General features: G+C 64.8%; 23 protein-coding genes and 1 riboswitch. Of the genes, 13 read left to right on the top strand and 10 right to left on the bottom strand.

Translation table 11 applies throughout. The annotated features are described in order from the left end of the window. Nucleotides 1-197: 197 nt before the first annotated feature. On the top strand, nucleotides 198-689 hold the full coding sequence (locus ABB29_RS02315; RefSeq protein WP_057656999.1) for a pyridoxamine 5'-phosphate oxidase family protein: 492 nt from the start codon (nucleotides 198-200) through the stop codon (nucleotides 687-689). 83 nt (nucleotides 690-772) lie between these two features. Here the strand turns inward: ABB29_RS02315 and cydX are convergent, their stop codons facing one another. Genes cydX through ABB29_RS02325 form a run of 3 tightly spaced genes read right to left on the bottom strand, consistent with a single transcriptional unit; the run spans nucleotide 773 to nucleotide 3,660 of the window. Then, nucleotides 773-907, bottom strand: a complete 135-nt coding sequence (cydX, locus tag ABB29_RS16010; protein WP_083487368.1) for a cytochrome bd-I oxidase subunit CydX — start codon at nucleotides 905-907, stop codon at nucleotides 773-775. Between the two features lie 11 nt (nucleotides 908-918). Beyond that, a complete protein-coding gene (gene cydB, locus ABB29_RS02320) occupies nucleotides 919-2,067 on the bottom strand; it encodes a cytochrome d ubiquinol oxidase subunit II (protein WP_057657000.1) in 1,149 nt (382 codons plus the stop codon). A 12-nt stretch (nucleotides 2,068-2,079) separates the two neighbouring features. Then, nucleotides 2,080-3,660, bottom strand: coding sequence for a cytochrome ubiquinol oxidase subunit I (locus ABB29_RS02325; RefSeq protein ID WP_057657001.1), 1,581 nt, complete (start codon nucleotides 3,658-3,660; stop codon nucleotides 2,080-2,082). A gap of 209 nt (nucleotides 3,661-3,869) precedes the next feature. On the opposite strand from ABB29_RS02325, the gene cydD reads away from it, so the two are divergent. Together cydD and cydC are read left to right on the top strand one after the other, a co-directional pair. Further along, nucleotides 3,870-5,660: a thiol reductant ABC exporter subunit CydD gene (cydD, locus tag ABB29_RS02330; RefSeq protein WP_425414713.1), complete on the top strand. Its 1,791-nt coding sequence runs from the start codon at nucleotides 3,870-3,872 to the stop codon at nucleotides 5,658-5,660. Beyond that, entirely contained in the window at nucleotides 5,657-7,327 is a 1,671-nt protein-coding gene (cydC, locus tag ABB29_RS02335; RefSeq protein ID WP_057657002.1) for a thiol reductant ABC exporter subunit CydC, read from the top strand. Before cydD ends, cydC begins: the two co-directional genes overlap by 4 nt. 3 nt (nucleotides 7,328-7,330) lie before the next feature. On the opposite strand, the gene ABB29_RS02340 is transcribed toward cydC, so the two are convergent. Next, entirely contained in the window at nucleotides 7,331-8,104 is a 774-nt protein-coding gene (locus ABB29_RS02340) for a Crp/Fnr family transcriptional regulator (RefSeq protein ID WP_057657003.1), read from the bottom strand. A gap of 393 nt (nucleotides 8,105-8,497) precedes the next feature. Here ABB29_RS02340 and ABB29_RS02345 point away from each other — a divergent pair, with 393 nt between their 5' ends. The 3 genes from ABB29_RS02345 (at nucleotide 8,498) to ABB29_RS02355 (ending at nucleotide 10,898) form a co-directional block, all read left to right on the top strand. Further along, nucleotides 8,498-9,895 (top strand): DEAD/DEAH box helicase, encoded by a 1,398-nt coding sequence (locus ABB29_RS02345; RefSeq protein ID WP_057657004.1) that lies wholly within the window; start codon nucleotides 8,498-8,500, stop codon nucleotides 9,893-9,895. 58 nt (nucleotides 9,896-9,953) lie between these two features. After that, nucleotides 9,954-10,310, top strand: a complete 357-nt coding sequence (gene queD, locus ABB29_RS02350) for a 6-carboxytetrahydropterin synthase QueD (protein WP_057657005.1) — start codon at nucleotides 9,954-9,956, stop codon at nucleotides 10,308-10,310. 195 nt (nucleotides 10,311-10,505) lie between these two features. Then, entirely contained in the window at nucleotides 10,506-10,898 is a 393-nt protein-coding gene (locus ABB29_RS02355) for a phasin family protein (RefSeq protein ID WP_057657006.1), read from the top strand. Between the two features lie 129 nt (nucleotides 10,899-11,027). On the opposite strand, the gene bioD is transcribed toward ABB29_RS02355, so the two are convergent. Next, nucleotides 11,028-11,696, bottom strand: a complete 669-nt coding sequence (gene bioD, locus ABB29_RS02360; protein WP_057657007.1) for a dethiobiotin synthase — start codon at nucleotides 11,694-11,696, stop codon at nucleotides 11,028-11,030. A gap of 87 nt (nucleotides 11,697-11,783) precedes the next feature. Between bioD and ABB29_RS02365 the strand changes: the two genes are divergently transcribed. The 3 genes from ABB29_RS02365 (at nucleotide 11,784) to btuB (ending at nucleotide 14,940) form a co-directional block, all read left to right on the top strand. After that, nucleotides 11,784-12,284 (top strand): GAF domain-containing protein, encoded by a 501-nt coding sequence (locus tag ABB29_RS02365; RefSeq protein WP_057657008.1) that lies wholly within the window; start codon nucleotides 11,784-11,786, stop codon nucleotides 12,282-12,284. A gap of 10 nt (nucleotides 12,285-12,294) precedes the next feature. Then, on the top strand, nucleotides 12,295-12,675 hold the full coding sequence (locus ABB29_RS02370) for a TfoX/Sxy family protein (RefSeq protein WP_057657009.1): 381 nt from the start codon (nucleotides 12,295-12,297) through the stop codon (nucleotides 12,673-12,675). Nucleotides 12,676-12,704: 29 nt separating this feature from the next. Beyond that, nucleotides 12,705-12,933: riboswitch (cobalamin riboswitch) on the top strand. A 132-nt stretch (nucleotides 12,934-13,065) separates the two neighbouring features. Next, complete coding sequence (gene btuB, locus ABB29_RS02375; RefSeq protein WP_057657118.1) at nucleotides 13,066-14,940, top strand: TonB-dependent vitamin B12 receptor; 1,875 nt, start codon at nucleotides 13,066-13,068, stop codon at nucleotides 14,938-14,940. A 119-nt stretch (nucleotides 14,941-15,059) separates the two neighbouring features. Here the strand turns inward: btuB and dinB are convergent, their stop codons facing one another. Both dinB and ABB29_RS02385 read right to left on the bottom strand, forming a co-directional pair. After that, nucleotides 15,060-16,127 carry a DNA polymerase IV gene (dinB, locus tag ABB29_RS02380; RefSeq protein ID WP_057657010.1) on the bottom strand — a complete coding sequence of 356 codons (1,068 nt, stop codon included), beginning with the start codon at nucleotides 16,125-16,127 and terminating at the stop codon, nucleotides 15,060-15,062. Between the two features lie 206 nt (nucleotides 16,128-16,333). Beyond that, entirely contained in the window at nucleotides 16,334-17,446 is a 1,113-nt protein-coding gene (locus ABB29_RS02385) for a PLP-dependent cysteine synthase family protein (RefSeq protein WP_057657011.1), read from the bottom strand. A gap of 212 nt (nucleotides 17,447-17,658) precedes the next feature. On the opposite strand from ABB29_RS02385, the gene ABB29_RS02390 reads away from it, so the two are divergent. From ABB29_RS02390 to ABB29_RS02400, 4 genes are all read left to right on the top strand, one after another. Next, nucleotides 17,659-18,030, top strand: a complete 372-nt coding sequence (locus ABB29_RS02390) for a DUF1622 domain-containing protein (protein ID WP_245622515.1) — start codon at nucleotides 17,659-17,661, stop codon at nucleotides 18,028-18,030. A 53-nt stretch (nucleotides 18,031-18,083) separates the two neighbouring features. Beyond that, complete coding sequence (locus tag ABB29_RS02395; RefSeq protein WP_057657013.1) at nucleotides 18,084-18,602, top strand: MarC family protein; 519 nt, start codon at nucleotides 18,084-18,086, stop codon at nucleotides 18,600-18,602. Beyond that, on the top strand, nucleotides 18,602-18,763 hold the full coding sequence (locus ABB29_RS16250) for a hypothetical protein (RefSeq protein ID WP_157062459.1): 162 nt from the start codon (nucleotides 18,602-18,604) through the stop codon (nucleotides 18,761-18,763). Before ABB29_RS02395 ends, ABB29_RS16250 begins: the two co-directional genes overlap by 1 nt. Nucleotides 18,764-18,896: 133 nt before the next feature. After that, nucleotides 18,897-19,802 carry a formylglycine-generating enzyme family protein gene (locus ABB29_RS02400; RefSeq protein ID WP_057657119.1) on the top strand — a complete coding sequence of 302 codons (906 nt, stop codon included), beginning with the start codon at nucleotides 18,897-18,899 and terminating at the stop codon, nucleotides 19,800-19,802. Nucleotides 19,803-19,822: 20 nt separating this feature from the next. On the opposite strand, the gene ABB29_RS02405 is transcribed toward ABB29_RS02400, so the two are convergent. The 3 genes from ABB29_RS02405 to glmS form a co-directional block, all read right to left on the bottom strand. Continuing rightward, a complete protein-coding gene (locus tag ABB29_RS02405) occupies nucleotides 19,823-20,251 on the bottom strand; it encodes a YidH family protein (protein WP_057657014.1) in 429 nt (142 codons plus the stop codon). An 89-nt stretch (nucleotides 20,252-20,340) separates the two neighbouring features. Further along, entirely contained in the window at nucleotides 20,341-21,945 is a 1,605-nt protein-coding gene (locus ABB29_RS02410) for an arylsulfatase (protein ID WP_083487372.1), read from the bottom strand. A gap of 407 nt (nucleotides 21,946-22,352) precedes the next feature. Further along, nucleotides 22,353-24,179, bottom strand: coding sequence for a glutamine--fructose-6-phosphate transaminase (isomerizing) (gene glmS, locus ABB29_RS02415; RefSeq protein ID WP_057657016.1), 1,827 nt, complete (start codon nucleotides 24,177-24,179; stop codon nucleotides 22,353-22,355). Nucleotides 24,180-24,232: the final 53 nt, after the last annotated feature.

A 24,232-nucleotide genomic window follows, 5' to 3' on the forward strand; every position in this document is an offset into this window, starting at 1 on the left:
TGCGCCGCGGCGGAAGCCAGACGATAGTGCGGCGGTACATTACCGAAGCGTGAAATAAGACCGGCGCCGCGCTGTGGCATGGTCGGCAGGCACCAAGTCGTTAGCATCAGGCCAAATTGCTGGCCCCGTGGCCACACATCGCGTTTACCCCACTTGGCCTACAAAGGAGTCAATCCCAAAGTCGAGGAAGGCAACCGATGGCCGACAACACCGCCGAAGAACTTGAAAAGAAATTCTGGAAAGCACTCAAGTCCGATCGCACCATGATGCTGGGACTGGATGGCTGCGAAAACGGGCACGTGCGGCCGATGACCGCGCAGTTCGAGGATGACCGCAGTCCGATCTGGTTCTTCACCTCGCGCGACAACGCACTGGTGCAGAAGCTCGGCGCCGGCAAGGCCGCGGTCGCCGCGTTCTCTTCCAAGGGCCATGACCTGTTCGCCACCGTCGAAGGCCAGTTGCTGATGGACAACGACCGGGCCACCATCGATCGCCTGTGGAACCCGTTCATCGCCGCCTGGTTCGAAGGTGGCAAGGACGATCCCAACTTGGCCCTGCTGCGCCTTGATGCGCGCCACGGCGAGGTCTGGCTCAACGAAAACAACATGCTGGCCGGGGTCAAGATGCTGCTCGGCATCGACCCGAAGAAGGATTACAAGGACAAGGTCGCCGACGTCAATCTGGGCTGATCACCAAGGTCGCTTTGGCCAGCGCCCGCAAAAAAGAAAAGCCCGCGCAAGCGGGCTTTTCATTACCCCACGCGAAGAGCGATTCAGCGACCAACGCGCTCGTCATCGGCGCGTTCGGCGTTCTGGCGATCGTTGTCGCGCAGTTCGTACCACATGCCGTTGAGCACCGCGAAACTCGCGGCCAGTCCAACTCCCAGAATCCAGGCGAAATACCACATGTGTCGGCTCCTCAGTAAGCGTTGTGGTTGTCTTGCAGGCCGGCATCGGTGACCTTGCCACGCAATACGCGATAGACCCAGCTGGTGTAGGCCAGGATCAGCGGCAGGAAAATGCAGACTGCAATCAGCATGATGAACAGGGTCAGATGGCTGGACGAGCCGTCCCACACCGTCAGGCTGGAGGCTGGATCCGAGCGCGATGGCAACAGGAACGGGAAGGTGGCGAAACCTTCGGTCAGGATGATCGCGCTGATGGCCACGGTCGATCCGGCGAACGCCAGGCCGGCACGTCCTGTGCGCAACAGCCATGCGCAGGCCAGGGCGCCAGCCACGCCCAGCAGCGGGAACAGCCAGGTCCATGGCATCGCCTGGTAGTTGGCCATCCATGCGCCTGGCGCACGGATGGCCTGTTTCAGCAGCGGATTGGACGGACCGGCAGGGTCGGCGGCCATCACGATGCTGTAGCCCTGGATGCCGGTGGCCAGCCAGATGCCCGCCAGCACGAACAGCACCGCCGTGGCCAGCGCCGCCCAGCTGCCGTAGCGGCGCGCGCGGATGGCGATATCGCCTTCGGTCTTCATTGCCAGCATGCCGGCGCCGTGCATGACCAGCATCGCCACGCTGACCAGTCCGCACAACACCGCGAACGGCGACAGCAGCGCCCAGAAACCGCCGGTATAGATCGGCCGCAGATCCTGGTCAAAATGGAACGGTGCGCCCAGCAGTACGTTGCCCATCGCCACCCCGAACACCAGCGCCGGCACCACGCCGCTGAAGAACAGGCTCCAGTCCCACACGGCACGCCAGCGCGGATCCGCTACCTTGCTGCGGAACTTGAAACCGACCGGGCGCAGGATCAGCGCCAGCAGGATCAGGAACATCGCCAGATAGAAACCGGAGAAGCTGACCGCGTACAGCAGCGGCCAGGCGGCGAAAATGGCACCGCCACCGAGAATCAACCAGACCTGGTTGCCTTCCCAGACCGGGCCGACCACATTCAGCACCACCCGGCGCTGCGCGTCGGTGCGCGCCACCGCCGGCAACAGAGTGGCCACGCCCAGGTCAAAACCGTCCATTACCGCAAAGCCAATCAGCAGGATGCCCAGCAGCAACCACCACAGCAGGCGCAGGGTCTGGTAATCCAGGGGAATGCTATCCATGGGAGGCTCCTGTTACGCCGAGAACGGCGCGTTGGCGGGATTGGCGGCCGGTGGCGCCGACGGCTGCGGCTCGATCAACGCCTCCGGTCCTTTCAGGATCAACCTGCGCATCAACCAGACCTCGACCACCGCCAGGGTGGTGTACAGCAGCACGAAGCCGATAATTGTCAGTACCACTTCGTGCACCGGCAGGCCGGAGGCGGCGAAGAATGTCGGCAGCACGCCATCGATGATCCACGGCTGCCGGCCATACTCGGCAATCAGCCAGCCCGCCTCGATCGCCAGCCACGGCAGTGGCAGGGTGTAGAACGCCAGCTTGAGGAACCAGCGGTACTTGTCCAGGCGCTGGGTCGTCGCCAGCCAGAACGCGGCCATGAAGAAACCGATGAAATAGAAGCCCAGCCCGGCCATCAGGCGGAAACTCCAGAACAGCGGCGCCACCCGCGGCACTACGTCGTTGGCCGCGCGCGCAATCTCTTCGTCGCTGGCGTTGCTGATGTCCTCGCGATAGCGCTTGAGCAACAACGCATAGCCCATGTCGCGCCAGTTGGCCTCGAAGGTGGCACGCGCCTGCGGATCTTCGCGATTGGCGCGTAGCGCCTGCAACGCGTCGTAGGCGACCAGTCCGTTGCGCACGCGTTGTTCGGAGCGTTCGACCAGTTCGCCAATGCCCGGCATTTCGGTATTGAACGAGCGGGTACCGATGATGCCCATCACGTAGGGGATGTGAATCGCGTAATGGTTGGTGCGGGTCTCCTGGTCCGGGATGGCGAAGGCATTGAAGCCCGCCGGCGCCGGCTCGGTTTCCCACATCGCTTCGATCGCGGCCAGTTTCATCTTCTGGTTTTCGCCGGTGACATAACCACTCTCGTCACCCAGCACCACCACCGACAACGATGCCGCCAGACCAAAACTGGCGGCCACCGCCATCGAACGCTTGGCGAAGTCACGGTTGCGACCGCGCAGCAGGTAGAACGCGCTGATCGCCATGACGAACACCGCGCCGCAGACGTAGCCGGCGCTGACCGTGTGCACGAACTTGGCCTGTGCGACCGGGTTGAACAGCACCGCGGCAAAATCGCTGACTTCCATGCGCATGGTGTCGGTGTTGAACACCGCGCCCACCGGGTGCTGCATCCAGCCGTTGGCAATCAGGATCCACAGCGCGGAGAAGTTGGCGCCCAGTGCCACCAGCCAGGTCACCATCAGGTGCTGTACCTTGCTCAGCTTGTCCCAGCCGAAGAAGAACAGGCCGATGAAGGTCGCTTCCAGGAAGAACGCCATCAGGCCCTCGATGGCCAGCGGCGCACCGAAGATATCGCCGACGTAGTGGCTGTAATACGACCAGTTGGTGCCGAACTGGAACTCCATCACGATGCCGGTAGCCACGCCCATCGCGAAGTTGATGCCGAACAGCGTGCCCCAGAACAGGGTCATGCGCCGCCAGATGTCGCGCCCGGTCATGACGTAGACGCTCTCCATGATCGCGATCATGAAGGACAGGCCCAGGGTCAACGGGACAAACAGGAAGTGGTAAAGCGCGGTCAACGCGAACTGGAGTCGCGACAGCTCAACAACAGTCATATCCGGCATGGCGGCGGGCTTCCCGGTGGAATAGAAGTAGTCTGCAGCAAGACATACGCTTGCGAATGCGACGGCTTGTCGCATGCCACCAGTCTATCCCTGGAAAATCAGCGCGCGCCTTGATTCAAATCAATGCGAGCGTGCGTTACCCGGACACACTGGTGCCAACGAGTCAAAGCATTCCTGGCCCTACAATAGCGCGAATTCCTTTTCGTGTCGTGACCTCGCTGAGCACTGTTACCGCCCCCGCCGCACCCCCGCTTGATGGCCCAGCCGACACCGGCGAGGCTCCGCACGACGCACGGCTGCACGCGCGCACGCGCCTGCGGCAGTTGGGCCAGCCGGGGCGTCCGGCACTGCGCAAGGCCATGGCAGCTTCGGTAGTGGCCGGTTGGCTGCTGGTGCCGCAGGCCGCAGCGGTGGCGTGGGTGGTGCAAGCCGCGTTCATCGACCACACGCCGCCGGACAGCTGGCGCCTGCCTTGCGCGCTGATGGCGGTGGCACTGCTGCTGCGGGCGCTGCTGGCATGGTCCAGCCGCCGGCATGCCGATCAAGCGGTGGAAACCATCCGTATTCAAGTGCGCCACCAGCTGGTGCGCAGCATCGCCGCGCGCGGGCCGTTGTGGCTGCGGCGGCAACGCAGTGGTTCGTTGAGCGAAATCACCGCCAGCCATGTCGATGCGCTGGAGGGTTACTTCGCTGGCTTCATGCTCGCGCGCGCCGAAGTGATGCTGGTACCGCTGGCGATCGTGATCGCGGTGTTCAGTGTCGACGTGGTGGTCGGCACGGTATTGCTGCTGACGATGCCGCTGATCCCGGTTTTCATGATGCTGGTCGGCTGGGGCGCGGAAGCGGCCAGCCGCCGGCAACTGCAGGCGCTGGCACGGATGGGCGGCCACTTTGCCGACCGCCTGCGCGGGCTGGGACTGATCCGGCTGTATGGCCAGGGCCCGGCCGAACTGGCCGGGGTCGAGGCCGCCGCCGAAGGCTTGCGCACGAGCAGCCTGAAGGTCCTGCGGATTGCGTTCCTGTCATCGACGGTGATGGAATTCTTCGCGTCGATCAGCGTGGCGATGATCGCGGTCTATCTGGGCCTGAGTTATCTCGGCATGTTGTCCTTTCATTGGACCCAGCCCAGCCTGGCCACGGGGGTGTTCTGCCTGCTGCTGGCGCCGGAGTTCTATGCGCCTTTGCGGCGCCTGGCCACGCACTACCACGACCGTGCCAGCGCCTTGGCCGCAGTCTCGGAAATGGATGAGTTGCTGGCCGAAGACGCGCAGCCGAATCCGGCTTCAACGCCGGCTGCCGGCTGCGGGCCCGATACCAGCGTCGCCGACCCGGCCAGCCAGCGCGCACCGGCCATCCATGCCGCCGGCGTGAGCGTGCGACCGCTGGGCAGCCAGCACCCGGTGATCCAGCAATTGGATTTCGAACTCGCGGCCGGCCAGCGGCTGGCGCTGGTCGGTGCCAGCGGTGGTGGCAAGAGCACGCTGCTGGAAGCACTGGCCGGCTGGTTGCCGCTCGAACACGGCACGCTGCAACTGCAGCCTGCGCGAGCGGAGCTGTGCATCGGCTACGCCGCGCAGCGCCCCTACCTGTTCCACGGCAGCATCGCCGACAACCTGCGCATGGCAAGACCGACTGCAAGCTGGAGCGATATCAAGCGCGCCGCCGATGCCGCCCAGGTCAGCCGCTTTGCCGAACGATTGCCGCAGGGATGGGACACCGCCATCGGCGAGCGCGGCTTTGGCCTGTCCGGCGGCGAGGCCCGCCGCATTGCGCTGGCGCGGGTATTCCTGCGGCAACCGGATCTGCTGTTGCTGGATGAGCCGACCGCATTCCTGGACAGGGATACCGAAGCCGCGTTGCTGGACGCGCTGGACGGGTTCTGCCGCGGTCGCACCCTGGTGATGGCAACGCACAGCGTGCTGGCCATGCGCATGGCCGGGCAGGTGCTGTCGTTACCCGATGGCACGACTGGCTTGCCGCCGGCAATGGAGCTTGCATGAAGAATGGCGATCCCAGTGGCCTGCGCCAGGTCTGGCTGCAACAACGCGGTGGCATCGCACTGACGCTGGCGTTGTTGCTGCTCACCTTGCTGGCCGGTACCGGTTTGATGGGCTTGGCCGGGCACTTCCTCACCGCCGCAGCGATCGCCGGCTCGGCGGTCATCGGCTTCAACTTCTTCGGTCCCTCGGCCGGCATCCGCGGCCTGACTTTCGCCCGCATCCTGTCGCGCTATGCCGAAAAACTGGTCGGCCACGACGTTACCCTGCGCTTTGCCCGTGATCTGCGGGTGTGGTTCTTCGCCCGCGCACTGCCGCTGTCGCCGCTCGGCCTGGGCCGGCACCGGGTCGGTGATCTGCTGGCCCGGCTGGTGGCCGATATCGAAGTGGTCGATGGACTGCTGGTGCGTGCAGTCGGGCCGTTGCTGGCCTTGTCCGGGTTGGCGCTGATTTGCGTGGCGGTGACCGTGTGGCTGCTGCCACTGGCCGGGCTGCTGCTGGCGGTGACGCTGCTGTTGCTGCTGCTGGCGGTGCCGGCGCTGACCCTGCGCCGCGCACGCGCGCTCGAGCACCAGCGCACGCTGTCGCGCGCGGCGCTGCGCAATGCGGTGCAGGAAGGAATCGAGGGTGCCACCGACCTGGCATCGCTGGATGCGATCGACGAGTGGCTGACACGGGTCGATACGCAGGCGCGGCAACTGTCGGCCGACGAGCTGGCACGCAAGCGGCGGTTGGCCAGCGGCGTGCTGGCGCAAGGACTGGTCGTGGCGGCGGCGCTACCGCTGATGTTGTGGTTGCTCCTGGTCCATACCGGCAATGGCGATCTGGACGCTGCCGCCGCCAGTGGCATCTTCTTCATGACCGTGGCCGTGCTGGAAGCCTGCGCCGGCATCCAGCTGGCGTGGCAATCGTGGCAGGCCGCCGATGCCTCGGCCCAGCGGCTGCGCGAAGTGGCCCGGCAGTCGCCGTGGGTGAGCGATGCCAGCCAGACCATCGAGGCGCCTGACGCCGGTAGCCTGTGCCTGCGACAGGTGCGTTTCGCCTGGCCCGGCAGCCAGCGCGAACTGCTGCAGGGGGTGGACCTGACCCTGCCGCCCGGCCAGCGCGTCGCCATCGGCGGCGACAGCGGACAAGGCAAATCGTCGCTGCTGGCATTGGCGCTGCGGCTGTGCGATCCGGACGCTGGTCAGCTCAGCTACGGCGGCGTTGATCTGCGGCAGATGACGCAGGCCGACTGGCATGCACGCATTACCTGGCTGCCGCAGGATGCGCCGGTATTTGCCGGCAGCGTGCGCGACAACCTGCGCCTGGCCGGCGATCACATCAATGACGAGGCGATGTGGCAGGCGCTGGCCAAGGTCCGGCTGGATGATCTGTTCCGCGACCGTGGCGATGGCCTGGACAGCTGGATTGGTGAAAGTGGCGCCACGTTGTCCGGTGGCCAGTCACGGCGGCTGGCGATGGCACGGGCGCTGCTGCGGCAGACGCCGATCCTGTTGCTGGACGAGCCGACCGAGGGCCTGGATCAGGACACCGCCGACGCGCTGATGCGCGATTTCGCCATCGCCAGCGAAGGCCGCAGCGTGTTGATCATCAGCCACGACCCGATGCCGGACGGGGTGGTGCATGTGCAGTACCGGCTGGCCGACGGCCGCCTTCAACCGATCTAAATTTCAGCCATGCATCTGCGCCAGCGCGCGCAGGCCATGTACATCCAGCAGGCTCACCTGTTGCGGCTGGCCGGTCGCAATCAGGCCATCGCCACGCAGGCGGGTGAAGCAGCGGCTGACGGTCTCGATGGTCAGTCCCAGGTGATCGGCGATGTCCAGCCGGCTCATCGGCAGGCACAGCTGCGCCGGGTCCAGGCCCCGGCGACTGCGCCTTGCCGACATGTCGAGCAGGAAGCCGGCCAGCCGTTCCAGCGGGGTCAGCCGCGCCAGCCCCATCAATTTGTCGCGGGTGCCGTCGAGCTCGGCACAGGCGCGGGCCATCAGCTCGCGCTCCAGCGCCGGCTGCTCGGCGCACAGCTGGGCCAGGTCACGCTGTGGAAAACTGCAGACATGGCTGTCGACCACCGCTTCGATGGTATGGCGATGCTCGCCGCCGCGGCCAAAGCCGATGAAGTCGCCCGGCATCAGGAAACCGGCCACCAGCCGCCGGCCATCGGCCAGCAGGCGCACCCGCCGCAAGGCCCCATGGGTCACCGTGAAGGCGTCCCGGCGCGGTTCGCCTTCGCGCACCAACGACTGATCGGCTGCCACCCCGCGCAGCCGCACCTCAGCGGCCAGCGCACGCCTGCACTCGGCTGGCAGGGCCGCACAGACGCCCAGCGCCTGCACGCGGCAGACATCGCAGGGCAGCGGCACCGCGCCGGCGTTACCCGGGCGCATTGTGGTGATGTCATCCACCGGCGCCGACGCCAGGTCGGGCAATGTTGCTGGGGCCATCGGCCATCCTCACGGCAGCACTGGAACCGGTCCATGATAGTTCCTTCACAATGCGGGCTCGCCCCGCGGGTAGCGGCGGCGTTCATCAAGCCCGTTGCCACCGTTCACCTTTGTCTGCTTACAACGGTTAGAATGGGGTCCGTTTGCCAGCGGCCGTTTGTTTCCCCAATGGTCCGCCGTCGCCGGGACAGCCTTGCTGCCCCGCGCCCGCCCCGCTCCGACTTCTTTCGTTGCGCAAACCCGGAACCACCGCCTTGGTGCTTCCGTACCCCCACTCGCAGCGCGGTTTCAGGGAACGCTTCGGGTAAACGCCTTCTTCCGGATTCCCATGCCCGTACCCCTGGTACAGGCATTGCGGATGCGCGCGGCGGGCGGCACAGGAGTTTCATCCGAATGTCTTTTGAATCCCTCGGGCTGGTGCCCGCTTTGCTGCGTGCGCTGGATGAACAGGGCTACACCCAGCCCACCCCGATCCAGACCCAGTCCATCCCGTTGGCCCTGGACGGCCACGACCTGCTGGCCGGCGCCCAGACCGGTACCGGCAAGACCGCCGCGTTCGGCCTGCCGCTGATCCAGCACCTGGCCACCTCGGCCCAGGAAGTCAGCCAGCGCGGCCCGCGCAAACCGCGTGCGCTGGTACTGGCCCCGACCCGCGAACTGGCCGTGCAGGTGCATGAAAGCATCCGCGGCTACAGCAAGTACCTGCGCATCCCCAGCACCACCATCTATGGCGGCGCCGGCATGGGCCCGCAGCTGGACGCGCTGCGTCGCGGCGTTGATCTGCTGGTCGCCACCCCCGGCCGCCTGATCGATCACATGGATCGCCGCAGCGTTGATCTGTCCGGCATCGAAATCCTGGTCCTGGACGAAGCCGACCGCATGCTCGACATGGGCTTTCTGCCGGCCATCAAGCGCATCCTGGCCAAGCTGCCCAAGCCATCGGCCGGCCGCCAGACGTTGTTGTTCTCGGCCACCTTCGAGGAGAGCATCAAGCAGCTGGCGATGGAATTCATGCATGAGCCGCAGCAGATCCAGGTCACCCCCAGCAACACCGTGGCCGACACCATCAGCCACCGCGTGCATCCGGTCGATGGCAACCGCAAGCGCGACCTGCTGTTGCACCTGCTGGCCGCCGACAGCCGCGTGCAGACGCTGGTGTTCGGCCGCACCAAGCATGGTTGCGACAAGCTGACCAAGTTCCTCGAGGCCAGCGGCATCAAGGCCGCGGCGATCCACGGCAACAAGTCCCAGGGCGCGCGTCTTCGTGCACTGAAGGACTTCAAGGCCGGCCGTATCAACGTGCTGGTGGCCACCGACATCGCCGCCCGCGGCATCGACATCGACCAGTTGCCACGGGTCATCAACTACGACCTGCCGATGGTCGCCGAAGACTACGTGCACCGCATCGGCCGTACCGGCCGCGCCGGCGCCCAGGGCGAGGCGATTTCGATCGTGGCCCAAGACGAAGCCAAGCTGCTGCGGGCGATCACCCGCATGCTCAAGCGCGACGTGGAAATCCGCGACGTGCCTGGTTTCGAGCCGCAGACGCCAATCCGCTGGGGCAACGCCCAGCCGGGCACCAGTGAACGTCCGGGCGGCCATCAGGCACCGCGCAAGCACGGCCGTCGTCCGCACACGGCCGGCAACAGCGCCCCCAACGGTGCCCCGCGCCACGCCCATGCCGGTCCCAAGAAGCATGGCGGCGGCCAGCGTGACGGCGGTGCCCGCAAGCCCGGTGGCGGTGGTTTCCGCCGCGGCCAGGGTGGCGGCAACCGTTCGACATCGGCGTAACCGCCCGGGGCCCGTCGACTGACGGGCCCTTCTTCCGTCACTTTCCTATAATCGCCTCATGGACATTTTCAAGGTATTCACGCTCGAAGCCGCGCACCGGCTGCCCAACGTGCCGGCAGGCCACAAGTGCGCGCGCCTGCACGGGCATTCGTTCCGGGTCGAGCTGCACCTGTCCGGCGAGCTGGATCCGCATACTGGCTGGGTGATGGACTTCGCCGAGGTCAAGGCCGCGTTCAAGCCGACCTACGATCGGCTGGATCACCATTACCTCAACGATATCCCCGGGCTGGAAAACCCGACCAGCGAGCGCCTGGCGGTATGGATCTGGGAACAGGTCAAGCCGGCCCTGCCGCTGTTGAGCGAGGTGGTGGTGCACGAAACCTGCACCGCCGGCAGCCGCTACCGCGGACCATAAGCAGACCATTCCTGCGCAAATCCGGGGTGGGAAAGCGGCTACGGCCGCTTTTTTGTTGCCTGGCTGTCACATAAGGACTTGATACTAAACGAATCCTGAGTCCGGCCGGGGTATTTGCCAGCAGGATGTTGCATCGCAACAAAAGCTTCGCTATGCTGCATCGCAACACATAGGCAAACGCCAACGGAGTCCACCATGTCTGCACAGTTCAACGATAGCTTCAGCAACTTCACTCACCAGTTCGCTGCGGTCGCTGCACGCGCAAACCGCCTGGCTCTGGAAAATGCCGAAACCGTCTTCGGCATCCAGCTCAAGACCCTGGAAAAGAACATCGACGCCACCACCGCCTTCTTCGGCGAGCTGGCTGAAGTGCGCGATCCGGAAGCCTTCAAGACCCTGCTGCCGAAGGGCATGCAGATCGCCAAGGACAACACCGAGCGCTTCGTCGCCGCGGGCCAGGAAGTGTTTGGCCTGAACCTGAAGACCGGTGAAGCGCTGGGCCAGCTGGCCAAGTCGCAGTTCGAAACCGTCAGCGAAAGCGTCCAGGCGAACGTGGCCAAGGCCACCAAGAGCGCCAAGACCAAGTAACAAGTAATAACGCGCCTCGGTCCAATGGGCCGAAGTGTCTGACCTTTGCGCGGACCCCTCCCCCGCGCAACCGACCCGGCAGCTCCCTCCCGCTGCCGGGTTTTTTATGCCTTTTCCAACCACGCCGGCTCAGCTGACCGGGTTGAGAAAGGCCGCCAGCTGTTCGGCGCTGGCATCGGGCAGATACGGAAGCCGGCCCCAGCAGGGCGCCAACAGGCGCAGTTTCAACAGCTCGAAATTCTCGTCGCGGCGGGCCATTTCCGGATCCACTTCGTTGGCCACCCAGCCCACCAGCCGTCCGCCATCGGCGGCAATGGCCTGTGCGGTCAGGCGCGCATGATTGATGCAGCCCAGGCGCAGGCCGACCACCATGACCACCGACAGGTTCAGTTCGCGGACCAGGTCCATCTGGTCCAGGCTCGGGCTCAACGGCGCCGCCCAGCCGCCGACGCCTTCGACCACCACGCTGCTGCCGGTGGCCTGCAGGCGCAGGAACGCACGCCGGATGACCTGCAGGTCGACACTGACACCGGCCTCGCGCGCGGCGATTTCCGGCGCCAGTGGCGCCGGCAAGGCATACGGATTGACGTCGGCGTAGACCGGCACCGGGTTGCTGGCCTGGCGCAACGCCACCGCATCGCTGTTCTGCCAACCGCTGCTGGTCAGCTCGCAGCCACTGGCCAGCGGCTTCATGCCGACCGCGCGCGGGCGTTGCCGACGCAGTGCATGCAGCAGCGCGCAGCTGACCTGGGTCTTTCCGATGCCGGTATCGGTACCGGTCACAAACAGATGGTCCATGCTTAACCTAAACCCTGCCGAAACCTAAGGTTTTCATAGTAACTCCCCTCTCACACAAAGCTGAATAAACTCTATACACTCACATTCATGTCCTTTTCCGCCTCGAAACTCACCGGCAGCAAGCCCGAGCAGTATGCGCAATTGCTTGCGCAGGCACGTGCATTGCTGGACGGTGAAAGCGATCGCGTGGCCAATGCCGCCAACCTCTCGGCGCTGATTTTCCATTCGCTGGCGGATGTGAACTGGGCCGGATTCTACTTCCACGATGGTCGCGAACTGGTGGTCGGCCCGTTCCAGGGCTTGCCGGCATGCGTGCGCATCGCCCTGGACAAGGGCGTCTGCGGTGCCGCCGCCCGCCTGCGCCAGACCCAGCGCATCGAGGATGTCGAGGCCTTTCCCGGCCACATCGCCTGTGACGCGGCCTCGCGTTCGGAGCTGGTGGTGCCGTTGCTGAAAGGCGAGCAGCTGATTGGCGTGCTGGATCTGGACAGCCCCATCGTCGGCCGTTTCGATGAACAGGATCAAGCCGGGATCGAGGCCATCGCGCGCCTGTTCGAGGCCAGCCTGGGCGGGGCTGGCCCGACGTGAGCGCGGCCGCATGAGTATCGTCAAGTTGCGCAACATCGGCCCCAAGTCGGCCGCCTGGTTGCGCCAGGTCGGCCTGCACTCGCCCGAGGAATTGCGCCAGATTGGCTCGGTCGAAGCCTTCATGCGGGTCAAGCGCGCCGGCTTCCGGCCCAGCTTGAACCTGCTGTATTCGCTGGAAGGCGCGCTGCTGGATTGCCACTGGCAACAACTGCCCGAAGCACGCCGCGCCGAACTGTTGCAGGCCTATGAAGCGGCCACCGACGCGCTGCCGCCGCCGCGCGGCAAGCCGGCCATCGGCGAAGTCACCACCACCCATCACATGACCGGCGATGACGGCCAAGCGGTCGATGACGATCGGATGGATCGGCTGTTCGATCGCCGCGACGACTGAACCGCGCCAGCCAGCGCCGGCATTGCCGTATACTGCGCGCGCTTCAAGGTGACCTGCCCGCGCAACCGAGCCCGGCCAGGTTGAAACGGGAAGCCGGTGAATTTCCGCCTGACGGAACCATTCCGGCGCTGCCCCCGCAACGGTAAGCGAGTCAAATCCTGGCATCGGCCACTGTGCAACCGCATGGGAAGGCGCCAGGGCAATGTGCGGCCGCACATGCTCGCCAGCCCGGAGACCGGCCTTGGACAGGATCCCTGGATCCACCACTGGTTGCGATGCGGAGGGCATTGCGGCGTGCCGCGCCGCGTGCGTAGTCCGCTGTCTCCCGCCCTCTCCATGCAACTCCACCCGAACCACAGGCGCGCGGGGCGCGCGATGGAGTTGATTGTCATGTCTTACCGTTTTTCCACCCCTTCGCTGCTGGCACTGGCCATCGCCAGCGGCCTGGCCGGCAACGCACGCGCCGACAGCGGCCAGCCCACCGATCTGGACAACGTGCTGGTCACCGGCACCCGCACCGAAGTATCGGTAGCCGACAGCCTGGTGCCGGCGCAGGTCATTGATCGCGCCGACATCGAGCGCAGCCAGGCCGGTTCGCTGGCCGAGTTGCTCAAGGGCCGCGCCGGCATCGGCATCGCCAACCAGGGCGGCCGCGGCAAGATCACCACCGTCAACATCCGCGGCACCGAGTCCGACCAGGTGTTGGTGCTGGTCGATGGCATCCGCATCGGCTCGGCCAGCGCCGGACTGGTCGCCTTCCAGGACCTGCCGGTCGAACAGATCGAACGTATCGAAATCGTCCGCGGCCCGCGCTCCAGCCTGTACGGCTCCGAGGCCATCGGCGGCGTCATCCAGATCTTCACCCGTCGCGGTGGCAAGGGACTGTCACGTCATTTGAATATCGGTGCCGGCAGCGACAACCTGCGCGAAGTCGCCGGTGGCTTCGGCTACGGCGGCGAGCACGCCTGGTTGAACCTGGATGCGGCCTATAGCCAAACCGATGGCTTCAATGCCTGCCGCGGTTCGGCCGCGTTGTTCCAGGGCTGCTATACCGACGAGCCGGACGATGATGGCTACCGCAACCTGTCGGTCAACCTGCGCACCGGCTATCGCTTCAATGATGCCTGGCAGGTCGAAGCCAACCTGCTCAACGCCGATGGCCGCAACGAATACGACAGCAGCTACAGCAACGTCACCGACACCGAGCAGCAGGTCTACGGCGGCAAGTTGTCGTTCACGCCCAGCGATGCGCTACGGGTGGTGCTGAGCGCCGGCCAGAACAAGGACGATGCCACCGACCACTACGAGGAAGAGTTCCGCAGCCATTTCCAGACCCGTCGCGATCAGGCATCGCTGCAGGCCGACATGGCGCTGGGCGAGCATCACCTGCTGACCGCCGGACTGGACTGGCAGGACGAAGTGCTGGAAAGCGATACCGAGTTCGACGTCACCAGCCGCGACAACAAGGCCGCCTACGTCGAGTACCAGGGCCAGTTCGGCGCCCACGACCTGCAGGCCAGCATCCGCCAGGACGACAACGAGCAGTTTGGCGATCACAGCACCGGCAGCCTCGGCTATGGCCTGGCCTTCGGCAGCGGCTTCAAGTTGACCGCCAGCGTGGCCACTGGTTTCAAGGCGCCCACGTTCAACGATCTGTACTACCCGTTCTTCGGCAAGCCCGACCTGCAACCGGAATCATCCAAGTCGGCCAACCTGGGCCTGGCCCAGTACGCGGACGACTGGAACTGGACGCTCAACGTCTACGAGACGCGCATCGATGATCTGATCTCCTACGACTCCAGCATCTTCCTGCCCAACAACATCGACAAGGCACGCATCCGCGGCGCCGAGTTCACCGTTGACTTCAACTGGGCCGGCTTTGATGTCAGCACCCAGCTCAGCCACACCGATCCGCGCAACGACAGCCGCCGCACGCCGGCCGGCGATGACAATCCCAACTACGATCACCTGCTGGCGCGGCGCGCGCAGAACACCGCGCGCATCGATGTCGATCGCCAGTTCGGCGATTTCCGCCTTGGCCTGACCGGCAACGGCGCCAGCCACCGTTACGATGACGCCGCCAACGCGGTGCGCCTGGCCGGTTACGGCACCCTGGATCTGCGGGTGGAGTACGCCATCAATCGGCAATGGACGCTGCAGGCGCGCGCCGCCAACGTGTTTGATCGCGACTACGAAACCGTCGCCTGGTACAACCAGGCCGGCCGCCAGTACGGCATCAACCTGCGCTACCAGGCACGCGACTGAGGCATGCGTGGCGCGGAGCTTGCTCGGCTGCCAGGCAGCGACAATGCAGCACACGATGCCCGGAGAGTAGCGGAGCGAGCTCCGCTCTACCGAAGAAGGAAAGCGGAGCGAGCTCCGCGCTACGGGATGGTGAACAGGCCCGGCTGGATGCCGGTTTCCTCCGGCTCGCTGAAGCCTGACAGGCCGACGCCAACCAATCGATAGCGGGTGCCTGCCGGCAGGTCGACCCGCTCGCGCAGGGCCAGCGCTATTGCAGTCAGTGTCTCCAGGCTGTCCGGGGGCCGATCCGGGGTCAGGCTGCGGGTGAGGATGCGAAAGCGCGAGGTCTTCAGCTTCAACACCACGGTGCGGCCGATGCGCTCGGTCTTGCGCGTTGCCAGCCAGGTTTTTTCCGCCAGCCGCCGAATCGCCGGTTCCAGATCCGCCAATGGCAGATCCTCGGCGAAGGTGTCTTCGGAGGAAATCGACTGGACCGGCTGGTCCGGCTGCACCTGGCGCAGGTCGATGCCCTGCGCGCGCAGATGCAGGCGATGGCCGAAACTGCCGAACTGGCGCGCCAGTTCCAACTCGCCGATGCCGCGCAGGTCGCCCACGGTTTGCACGCCCATCGCCGCCAGCTTGCCCTGCATGACCTTGCCGACGCCGGGAATCTTGGCAACCGGCAGCGGGGTTAGGAAATCGTGCACCTGGTGCGGCCGGACCACGAAGATGCCATTGGGCTTGCGCCAGTCCGAGGCAATCTTGGCGATGAATTTGTTCGGCGCCACGCCGGCCGAGGCGGTCAGTGCGGTGGCCTCGAAAATCTGCGCGCGTATGGCCTGGGCAATGGCCGTGGCACTGGGCAAGGCGGTCTTGGCCTCGGTGACGTCCAGATAGGCCTCGTCCAGCGACAGCGGTTCGACCAGATCGGTATGCGCCAGGAAGATTTCGCGGACCTGCCGCGACACGGCCTTGTAGCGGGCAAAATCCGGCGGCACGAAGATCGCCTGCGGACACAGCCGCTCGGCAGTCACCGCCGGCATCGCCGAGCGCACCCCGAACACCCGCGCCTCGTAGGAGGCCGCGCAGACCACCGATCTGGCCCCGCGCCAGGCCACGACCACCGGCTTGCCGCGCAGTTCGGGGGCGTCGCGTTGCTCGACCGACGCGTAGAAGGCGTCCATGTCGACGTGGATGATCTTGCGCATGGCGATCAGTCTGCCACCGCCGCGTCGCAAACGCCGAGCCGCATCCAGCCCATGCGTCGCCGCTGCAGCAGCGGCGCAAAAAACGACGCCCGGCACAAGGTCCGGGCGCGGTCGACAACAAGGGAGGAGAGAGGGACCTCGTTGCGGTGTCCAGTATCCGCGGCGGTTATTACAGCCATGTGAAAGCGGTCATCCCAATGCCGCAATCAGTCGAATCCGTTGCCGGCCACCGCCAGCCCGGACAGTACCTCCTGGCCCTCGACCGCCTGCTCGATGAGCTGGTCGGCGGCGGCGATGTCGATGCCGCAGCGTTGGTACCAGTCATCCGAGTAATAGCTGTGCGCATAGCGATCACCGCCATCGCAGAGGATGGTGGCGATGGAACCGGCGTGGCCCAGCGCGCGCATGCTCTGCGCGGCCCGCAACACGCCGACGAAGTTGGTCCCGGTCGAGCCACCGACACGCCGCCCCAGCCGCTTGCTGACATAGCGCATCGCCGCCAGGCTCAGCGCATCGGGCACCTTGAGCATGGTGTCGACGCAGCCGGGAATGAAACTGGCCTCGACCCGCGGCCGGCCGATGCCCTCGATGCGCGACCCCTGGGCCAGAGTCATCGTGCGATCGGCCTGGCCCTGCTTGCTGCCGCGATAGAAATCGAAGAACACCGAGATCTCCGGATCCACGCACAGCACGCGGCTGTTGCAGCAGCGGTAGAGCACGTAGCGGCCCAGGGTCGCACTGGTGCCGCCGGTGCCCGGGCTGCAGACAATCCAGGTCGGTATCGGATGCTGCTCCAGCGCCATCTGCTTGAACAGCGACTCGGCGATGTTGTTGTTGGCGCGCCAGTCGGTGGCGCGCTCGGCGTAGGTGAACTGATCCATGAAGTGCCCGCCCAGCTCCAGCGCCAGTCGCTCGGACTCGGCATTGAGCTGGCTCGGGCAATCGACCAGATGGCAGCGCCCGCCCTGGAATTCAATCGCGGCAATCTTCTCCGGCGAGGTACCACGCGGAATCACCGCCACGAACGGCAACCCCAGCAAGCGCGCGAAGTAGGCTTCGGAGACCGCCGTCGAGCCGCTGGAGGCCTCGATCACCGGCGCGCCCTCGCGCAGCCAGCCACTGGTCAGCGCGTACAGGAACAGCGAGCGCGCCAGCCGGTGCTTGAGGCTGCCGGTCGGATGGCTGGACTCGTCCTTGAAGTAGATGGCGATGTCCGGATAACCGGGCAGCGCCATCGGAATCAAGTGGGTGTCGGCGCAGCGGTTGAAATCCGCTTCAATCTTCTGGATGGCGCCTACCACCCATTCGCGTTGCAACATGTGTACTCCAGGAAAACCGGGGCGTTCCGGCCCCCCGGGCAGGGGTCGAAACCGGTGGCTAGTTTAACGACTTATGCGTCACGACCTTGAACGACCCGCCGGCCATCCATGGCCCCGACCATCGGGAAATCTTTACATCCCGCATGCGGTCTTGGGGCAAGATTCAAGGGCGTTCATGGTTGCCGGGCATGTTCCGGCCACGGGAGGGGTTCGTGGAAGAGCTGTTCATCGCGATCAGTGAGTACGTTGCGTTGACCCTGGAGATCCTTTCGGTGCTCACCATCTTCGTCGGTGCCATCGATGCGGTCATCCGGTTGTCGCCCGCGCTGCGCGTGCGTCGCGGCAGCCATGGCGCGCGGCGGGCTGCCTGGCTCAGCTTGGCGAGGTGGTTGTTGCTGGGGCTGGAATTCATGCTGGCCGCTGACATCGTCCGCACCGTCATCTCCCCGGACTGGAACGACATCGGCCAGCTCGCCGCCATCGCGATCATCCGCACCTTCCTCAATTACTTCCTCGAGCGCGATCTCGATACCGCGGAGAAGATGAGCGGCGAGGAGCAAGTCCCGGAACGCGACCTCACCTGACATGCGCGCCTGCGGGCAAGCCGGACCGATCTTGGACAACGGAGGATGCCGCCATGCCCAGCAGCGAAATCGCCTTGGTCCTGGCCAGTGCCACTGCAATGGCGGCGGTGGCCGAATTGCCGTATCGACTCGGTTACGACAATGTCTTCCTCGTCTTTTTCATCACGCTCGGGCCGATCAAGGCGATCGGCGACTACTTCCTCGCCACCCAAGGGCTGACCCGGCGCGAAGTCCTCACACTGGGCCTGAAGGTATTCGGTCTCAGCACCATCACCATCCTTGTCGCCGGTTTGGCGGGCAGCATGATGCTGCACAAGTGGCACATCTCCACGTCGGTGATGCAACTGGTGGCCGGCATCATCTTCTTCGTCGTGGCCATCCGGCTGGTTTTCGCGCAGTACGCGGACCCGCGCAATGAGCTCGCCCCCGTTCCACCGGTGAAATCCTCGACCATGCACCTGGTTTTCCCGGCCACGGTGACGCCCTATGGACTGGCGGCGCTGATCACGATCATGGCCTTGAGCCAGGACAGCGTACGCTCGACCTGCCTGATGGGCCTGCGGTGGCCGTGATGGTGATCAACGTGTTGGCGTTGCTGTCCATCCGATTCATCATGAAATGGATAGGGCCGATACCGCTGAAGGTCCTCAGCGCCGTGCTGGGAATCCTGCAGGTCGCATTGGCGATGCAGCTCATCGTCGGTACGTTGGTCCAGATGGTCAGGCCAGGCTGATGGCGCACCCTCCCGGTGGGCAACGCCCTGCACGAAGACGGCGACGCGGCATGCGTTACCGTAGCGACATCGAACATCTGCACGCGAGGCCTTGGGCTTGAACACGAACCAGCACAGTGAACGCCATGCCGGCATGGTCAGGATCGAGGGAGGAACCTTCCTCATGGGATCGGACCACCACTATCCTGAAGAAGCACCCGCGCACAAGGTGTCCGTGGATGGGTTCTGGATCGACACCCATTGCGTGACCAACGACGACTTCGCCCGGTTTGTCGCCAGCACCGGTCATGTGACCCTGGCCGAACGGGCCGCAGACCCGGCCGACTATCCCGGCGCGGATCCGGCCATGCTGGTCCCCGCCTCGGTCGTGTTCATCCCCACTGCCGGCCCGGTCGACCTGCGCAACTCCTTCAACTGGTGGCATTACGTCGCCGGCGCCGACTGGCGGCACCCCCACGGGCCGGACAGCGCAATCGATGGCAAGGGCAACCATCCCGTCGTGCACGTTGCCTACGAGGACGCACTCGCCTACGCGGCGTGGTGTGGCAAACGCCTGCCCACCGAAGCCGAATGGGAGTTCGCCGCACGTGGCGGCCTGGACGGCGCCGAATTCTGCTGGGGCGAGGAACTGACGCCGGCCGGTCGATACATGGCCAATACCTGGCAGGGCGAATTCCCATGGCAGAACCTGCAGGAGGATGGCCATCTTTGGACGGCGCCGGTGGGTTCGTATCCGGCCAATGGCCATGGCCTGTTCGACATGGCCGGCAATGTCTGGGAATGGACCACCGACTGGTACCAGGAACACGGTGCCATTGCCCAGCATGCCTGCTGCACGTTGGCCAATCCGCGCGGCGGTAGCGCCGAGGCAAGTACTGATCCCCGCGATCCGGCCGTGAAGATACCGCGCCGGGTCATGAAGGGTGGGTCACACTTGTGCGCACCCAATTACTGCCGCCGCTATCGGCCCGCGGCACGGATGGCGCAACCCGTCGATACCTCGACCTGCCACCTCGGGTTCCGCTGCGTCGCCGACTGAGGGATGTACGAAGCCGGGGTTCAGCCGCCCATCACCAGGCTCACGAAGGCAAAGACTCCCAATGCCGCGACCAGGGTGCATACCCACATCGCGAGGTTCCACTGCGAGGGAAGCCCCATCGCACGCAACGCATTGACCCGTCTCCAATGCTGCACCACGGCCAGGCACAACGCCCCCGTACCGATGATGATCATGCCGAGCCCGATCGTGTCGGAAGTCCAGGTCCGTTGCAGTATCCCGCTGACCGGGGCTCCTTTCTGGTCCTCCAGGAACTGGAAGAACTTGACCAGCGTGAAGCCGAAACTGATCATCGAGAACGAAGTCCGCAGCCAGGACATCAACGTCCTTTCAAACGAAAGGAAGCTGCGCTCAATGGCCAGCGCGGTACGCTGTTCAGAAAGCTCGGTGCCATAGTCAGGCCCCGGCGTCGTGTTTGCGGTGGTACTCAAGGCGCCCCCTCTCGTTGTCCAATGAAGGCATGCCGCGCGCGCCGTGGCCTTGGCCACGACGCACGGGATGGTCCTGCGGCACGACCGATTCAGCCGCCGCTGGCTACCTCTTCCATCTTCTCCATCACCTGGTCCAGGCTGAAGCTGGCCGACTTCTGGCGCGGGGGGAATTCCTTGAACGTTCCCAGGAACTCGGCCACCGCGGCCTGCGCCGGCACCAGCAGATAGATGCGCCGGAACATCCAGTCGTAATAGGTGTTGGATGTCTGTTGCCCACGTTCATACGGATCCATCCGCAGGTTGAAGATGTACGGCGTGCGCAAGACGACGAACGGCTCCTGCCATATCTTCAGTGTCGTCTCCTGCCGCTGCTCCATGAACAGCATCTTCCAGTTGTCGTAGCGCAGGGCCGCCACGTCGCCGTCGTCGGTGAAATAGAGGAACGCCTTGCGCGGACTCTCTTTCACTTCGCCGGTCAAGTACGGAAGCAAGTTGTGCCCGTCGAGATGGACCTTGAAGGTCTTCTTGCCGATCTTCAGGCCCTTCTTCAACTTCGTCGCGATGTCCGGATCCCCTGCCAAGGCAAGGATCGTCGGGAACCAGTCCTGGTGACTGATGATGCCGTTGGATTCGGAACCGGCCTCGATGTGCCCCGGGTAGCGGACCATGCAAGGGACGCGGTAAGCGCCTTCCCAACTGGTGTTCTTCTCCGAGCGGAACGGAGTCATGCCCGAATCCGGCCAGGTGTTCATGTGCGGGCCGTTGTCGGTGCTGTACTGCACGAAGGTATCGTCGGCGATGCCGAGTTCATCGATGAAATCGAGCAACTGCCCGATGCACCAGTCGTGGTACATCATCGTGTCGTGGTACTCGGATTGCCAGCGACCGGACTTGCCTTTCCAGTCCGGATGCACGTGCGTCCAGGCATGCATGTGGGTGGTGTTGAACCAGACGAAGAATGGCTCGCCGGCATCATGCGCGGCCTGGATGAATTTCTTGGCAGCGGCAAGGAATTCCTCGTCGCAGGACTGCATGCGCTCCTTGGTCAAGGGCCCGGTATTTTCAATCTTCTGACCCCCCTTGCCGTCCGCCCAGCAATGCAGGACCCCACGCGGACCATACTTCTTCTTGAAGTCCGGGAAGTCCTTGGCATTGGGGTAGTCTTCTTCCTCCGGCTCCTCCTCGGCGTTGAGGTGGTACAAATTGCCGAAGAACTCGTCGAATCCATGCATCGTCGGCAGGTGTTCGTCGCGGTCGCCCAAGTGGTTCTTGCCGAACTGGCCCGTGCGATACCCCAGTGGCTTGAGCGCCTCGGCGATGGTGATGTCCTCGGCCTTCAAGCCAAGTTCCGCCCCTGGAAGCCCGACCTTGGTCAGACCCGTGCGCAACCCGCATTGGCCGGTGATGAAAGAGGCTCGCCCGGCGGTACAGCTCTGTTCGGCATAGGAGTCGGTGAAGATCATCCCCTCCTTGGCGATTCGATCAATGTTGGGCGTGCGGTAACCCATCAGGCCCTTGGTATAACAACTCAGGTTGGCCTGGCCGATGTCGTCACCCCACATCACCAGGACATTGGGTTGCTTCGCTCCCTTTGTACTGCCTTTCGTTGCTTTCGCTGCTTTTGCCGTAGACATTGCCATCTCCAAGTCAATCGTCAGGGGGATCTGCCTCCGACGCTGTCCGCTGGCATTCATGGAACCGGGGAAACACCAAGCAAGGCAACTTCAGAGTTCCGGTTATGGGGGACTTTTCGAAAAGACGCCCACGCCCACGCTACGCCCCACGACATTAATATCGCGTACAAAAAAACCTCGCAAAATCGCGGAATTACGCAGCTCACGCCGGCTGCCTTACGCGGGTAGGCGGCAATAGAAGGCTGCCAGCAGGTGCGCCGAAGACTCAGCCCCGCGCAAGATGCCCGGGAATCGGTTCACGTCGCGCGCGTCGGTGTGCATCCGCCACGGCATATGGCGGTCAACTCCCCGACATGGCGCCAGGGCAGACCCGCAAGGCGCAGGGTCCTTCTGAGGCGCTCAGTAAAACTGTATGCACAGGGCTACGCCGCAGCTGGTGCACCGACAGCGCCATTAACGCCCGGGCATCACTCCACCGTCACGCTCTTGGCCAGGTTGCGCGGCTTGTCGACGTCGGTGCCGCGTGCCAGTGCGGTGTGGTAGGCCAGCAACTGCACCGGGATGGTGTGGATGATCGGGCTGAGCGCGCCGGCATGGCGCGGCGTGCGGATCACGTGCACGCCTTCGGATTCGCTGAAGTTGCTGTCCTGGTCGGTGAACACGAACAGTTCACCGCCACGCGCACGCACTTCCTGCATGTTCGACTTGACCTTCTCCAGCAGCCTGTCATTGGGCGCGATCACCACCACCGGCATGTTGGCGTCCACCAGCGCCAGCGGGCCGTGCTTGAGCTCGCCAGCCGGATACGCCTCGGCATGGATATAGGAAATTTCTTTGAGCTTGAGCGCGCCTTCCAGGGCGATGGGGTAATGCAGGCCGCGGCCCAGGAACAGGGCATCGGACTTGGGCGCGAAACGCTCGGCCCACAGCGCAATCTGCGGCTCCAGGTTGAGCGCGTGCTGGACGCTGCCGGGCAGATAGCGCAGTTCTTCCAGATAGCCGGCTTCCTCGGCCTCGTCGAGCTTGCCGTGCAGCTTGGCCAGCACCACGCTGAGCTGGAACAGCACCGCCAGCTGGGTGGTGAAGGCCTTGGTCGAGGCAACGCCGATTTCGGCGCCGGCGCGGGTGTAGCAGACCAGTTCGCTGGCGCGCGGGATCGCGCTTTCAGGCACGTTGCAGATTGAGAGCGTGTGCCGATGGCCAAGCGACTTGGCGTATTTGAGCGCTTCCATCGTATCCAGGGTTTCGCCCGACTGCGACAGCGTCACCACCAGGTGATCCGGGTTGGCGTAAGCGGCGCGGTAGCGGTATTCGCTGGCGATTTCCACGCTGCATGGCAAGCCGGCGATAGCCTCGATCCAGTAACGCGCGGTCATGCCGGCGTAGTAGCTGGTGCCGCAGGCCAGGATCTGCACGCCGCTGATGCCCTTGAGGATTTCGCCGGCGTTGTCACCAAACAGTGCGGCATCGAAACCCACGTCCATGGCCGCTTCGATGGTGTCGCCCAGTGCGCGCGGCTGCTCGTGGATTTCCTTCTGCATGAAGTGGCGGTACGGACCCAGCTCCAGCGATGCCAGCGACACGTCCGACTGGTGCAGCTCGCGCTCCACCGGCTCATCGTTGCCATCGAAGATGCGCACGCCGTCGCGGCTCAATTCGGCGGTGTCGCCTTCTTCCAGGAACATCACTTGGCGGGTCGCCTGCAGGATTGCCGAGACGTCGGAGGCGACGAAATTCTCGCCCTCGCCAATGCCGATCAGCAGCGGGCAGCCCATCCGCGCCACCACCATCCGCTGCGGTTCGGCACGACTGACCACCGCCAGCGCGTAGGCACCGGTGAGTTCCTTGACCGTGCGTTGCAACGCCGCCAGCAGGTCAGCGCCCTGGGTCAGGTGATGGTGGATGAGGTGGGCGATGACTTCGGTGTCGGTCTGCGATTCGAACTGGTAGCCCAGCGCACGCAGGCGCTCGCGCTGCTCGTCGTGGTTTTCGATGATGCCGTTGTGGACCAGCGCCACGCCCTGGCTGATGTGCGGGTGGGCGTTGGCTTCGGTCACCCCGCCGTGGGTCGCCCAGCGAGTGTGGCCGACACCGACCTGGGCGCTGAATGCCTCGCTTTGAGCGGCCGCTTCCATCTCGGCCACCCGGCCGGTACGGCGCACCCGGCGCACGTCGCGGCCGTCGATCACGGCGATGCCGGCCGAATCGTAACCGCGGTATTCCAGGCGCTTGAGGCCTTCAATCAACAGGGGAACCACATCGCGATTGGCAATCGCACCCACAATGCCGCACATAAGCCACTCACTGTCCGTTGGGATGTCCTGCCGACCATTGTAATGACCGGCGA

Source organism: Pseudoxanthomonas dokdonensis (genome assembly GCF_001431405.1).
Lineage (GTDB): Bacteria > Pseudomonadota > Gammaproteobacteria > Xanthomonadales > Xanthomonadaceae > Pseudoxanthomonas_A > Pseudoxanthomonas_A dokdonensis.

Coding starts and splice junctions, on each gene's coding strand:
- queD (WP_057657005.1), top strand. CDS start 9,954: ATGGACATTTTCAAGGTATTCACGCTCGAAGCCGCGCACCGGCTGCCC.
- ABB29_RS02370 (WP_057657009.1), top strand. CDS start 12,295: ATGAGTATCGTCAAGTTGCGCAACATCGGCCCCAAGTCGGCCGCCTGG.
- cydX (WP_083487368.1), bottom strand. CDS start 907: ATGTGGTATTTCGCCTGGATTCTGGGAGTTGGACTGGCCGCGAGTTTC.
- cydB (WP_057657000.1), bottom strand. CDS start 2,067: ATGGATAGCATTCCCCTGGATTACCAGACCCTGCGCCTGCTGTGGTGG.
- ABB29_RS02340 (WP_057657003.1), bottom strand. CDS start 8,104: ATGGCCCCAGCAACATTGCCCGACCTGGCGTCGGCGCCGGTGGATGAC.
- ABB29_RS02345 (WP_057657004.1), top strand. CDS start 8,498: ATGTCTTTTGAATCCCTCGGGCTGGTGCCCGCTTTGCTGCGTGCGCTG.
- ABB29_RS02325 (WP_057657001.1), bottom strand. CDS start 3,660: ATGCCGGATATGACTGTTGTTGAGCTGTCGCGACTCCAGTTCGCGTTG.
- ABB29_RS02315 (WP_057656999.1), top strand. CDS start 198: ATGGCCGACAACACCGCCGAAGAACTTGAAAAGAAATTCTGGAAAGCA.
- ABB29_RS16250 (WP_157062459.1), top strand. CDS start 18,602: ATGGTGATCAACGTGTTGGCGTTGCTGTCCATCCGATTCATCATGAAA.
- ABB29_RS02355 (WP_057657006.1), top strand. CDS start 10,506: ATGTCTGCACAGTTCAACGATAGCTTCAGCAACTTCACTCACCAGTTC.
- ABB29_RS02395 (WP_057657013.1), top strand. CDS start 18,084: ATGCCCAGCAGCGAAATCGCCTTGGTCCTGGCCAGTGCCACTGCAATG.
- ABB29_RS02365 (WP_057657008.1), top strand. CDS start 11,784: ATGTCCTTTTCCGCCTCGAAACTCACCGGCAGCAAGCCCGAGCAGTAT.
- dinB (WP_057657010.1), bottom strand. CDS start 16,127: ATGCGCAAGATCATCCACGTCGACATGGACGCCTTCTACGCGTCGGTC.
- ABB29_RS02400 (WP_057657119.1), top strand. CDS start 18,897: ATGGTCAGGATCGAGGGAGGAACCTTCCTCATGGGATCGGACCACCAC.
- bioD (WP_057657007.1), bottom strand. CDS start 11,696: ATGGACCATCTGTTTGTGACCGGTACCGATACCGGCATCGGAAAGACC.
- ABB29_RS02410 (WP_083487372.1), bottom strand. CDS start 21,945: ATGAATGCCAGCGGACAGCGTCGGAGGCAGATCCCCCTGACGATTGAC.
- btuB (WP_057657118.1), top strand. CDS start 13,066: ATGTCTTACCGTTTTTCCACCCCTTCGCTGCTGGCACTGGCCATCGCC.
- ABB29_RS02385 (WP_057657011.1), bottom strand. CDS start 17,446: ATGTTGCAACGCGAATGGGTGGTAGGCGCCATCCAGAAGATTGAAGCG.
- cydC (WP_057657002.1), top strand. CDS start 5,657: ATGAAGAATGGCGATCCCAGTGGCCTGCGCCAGGTCTGGCTGCAACAA.
- glmS (WP_057657016.1), bottom strand. CDS start 24,179: ATGTGCGGCATTGTGGGTGCGATTGCCAATCGCGATGTGGTTCCCCTG.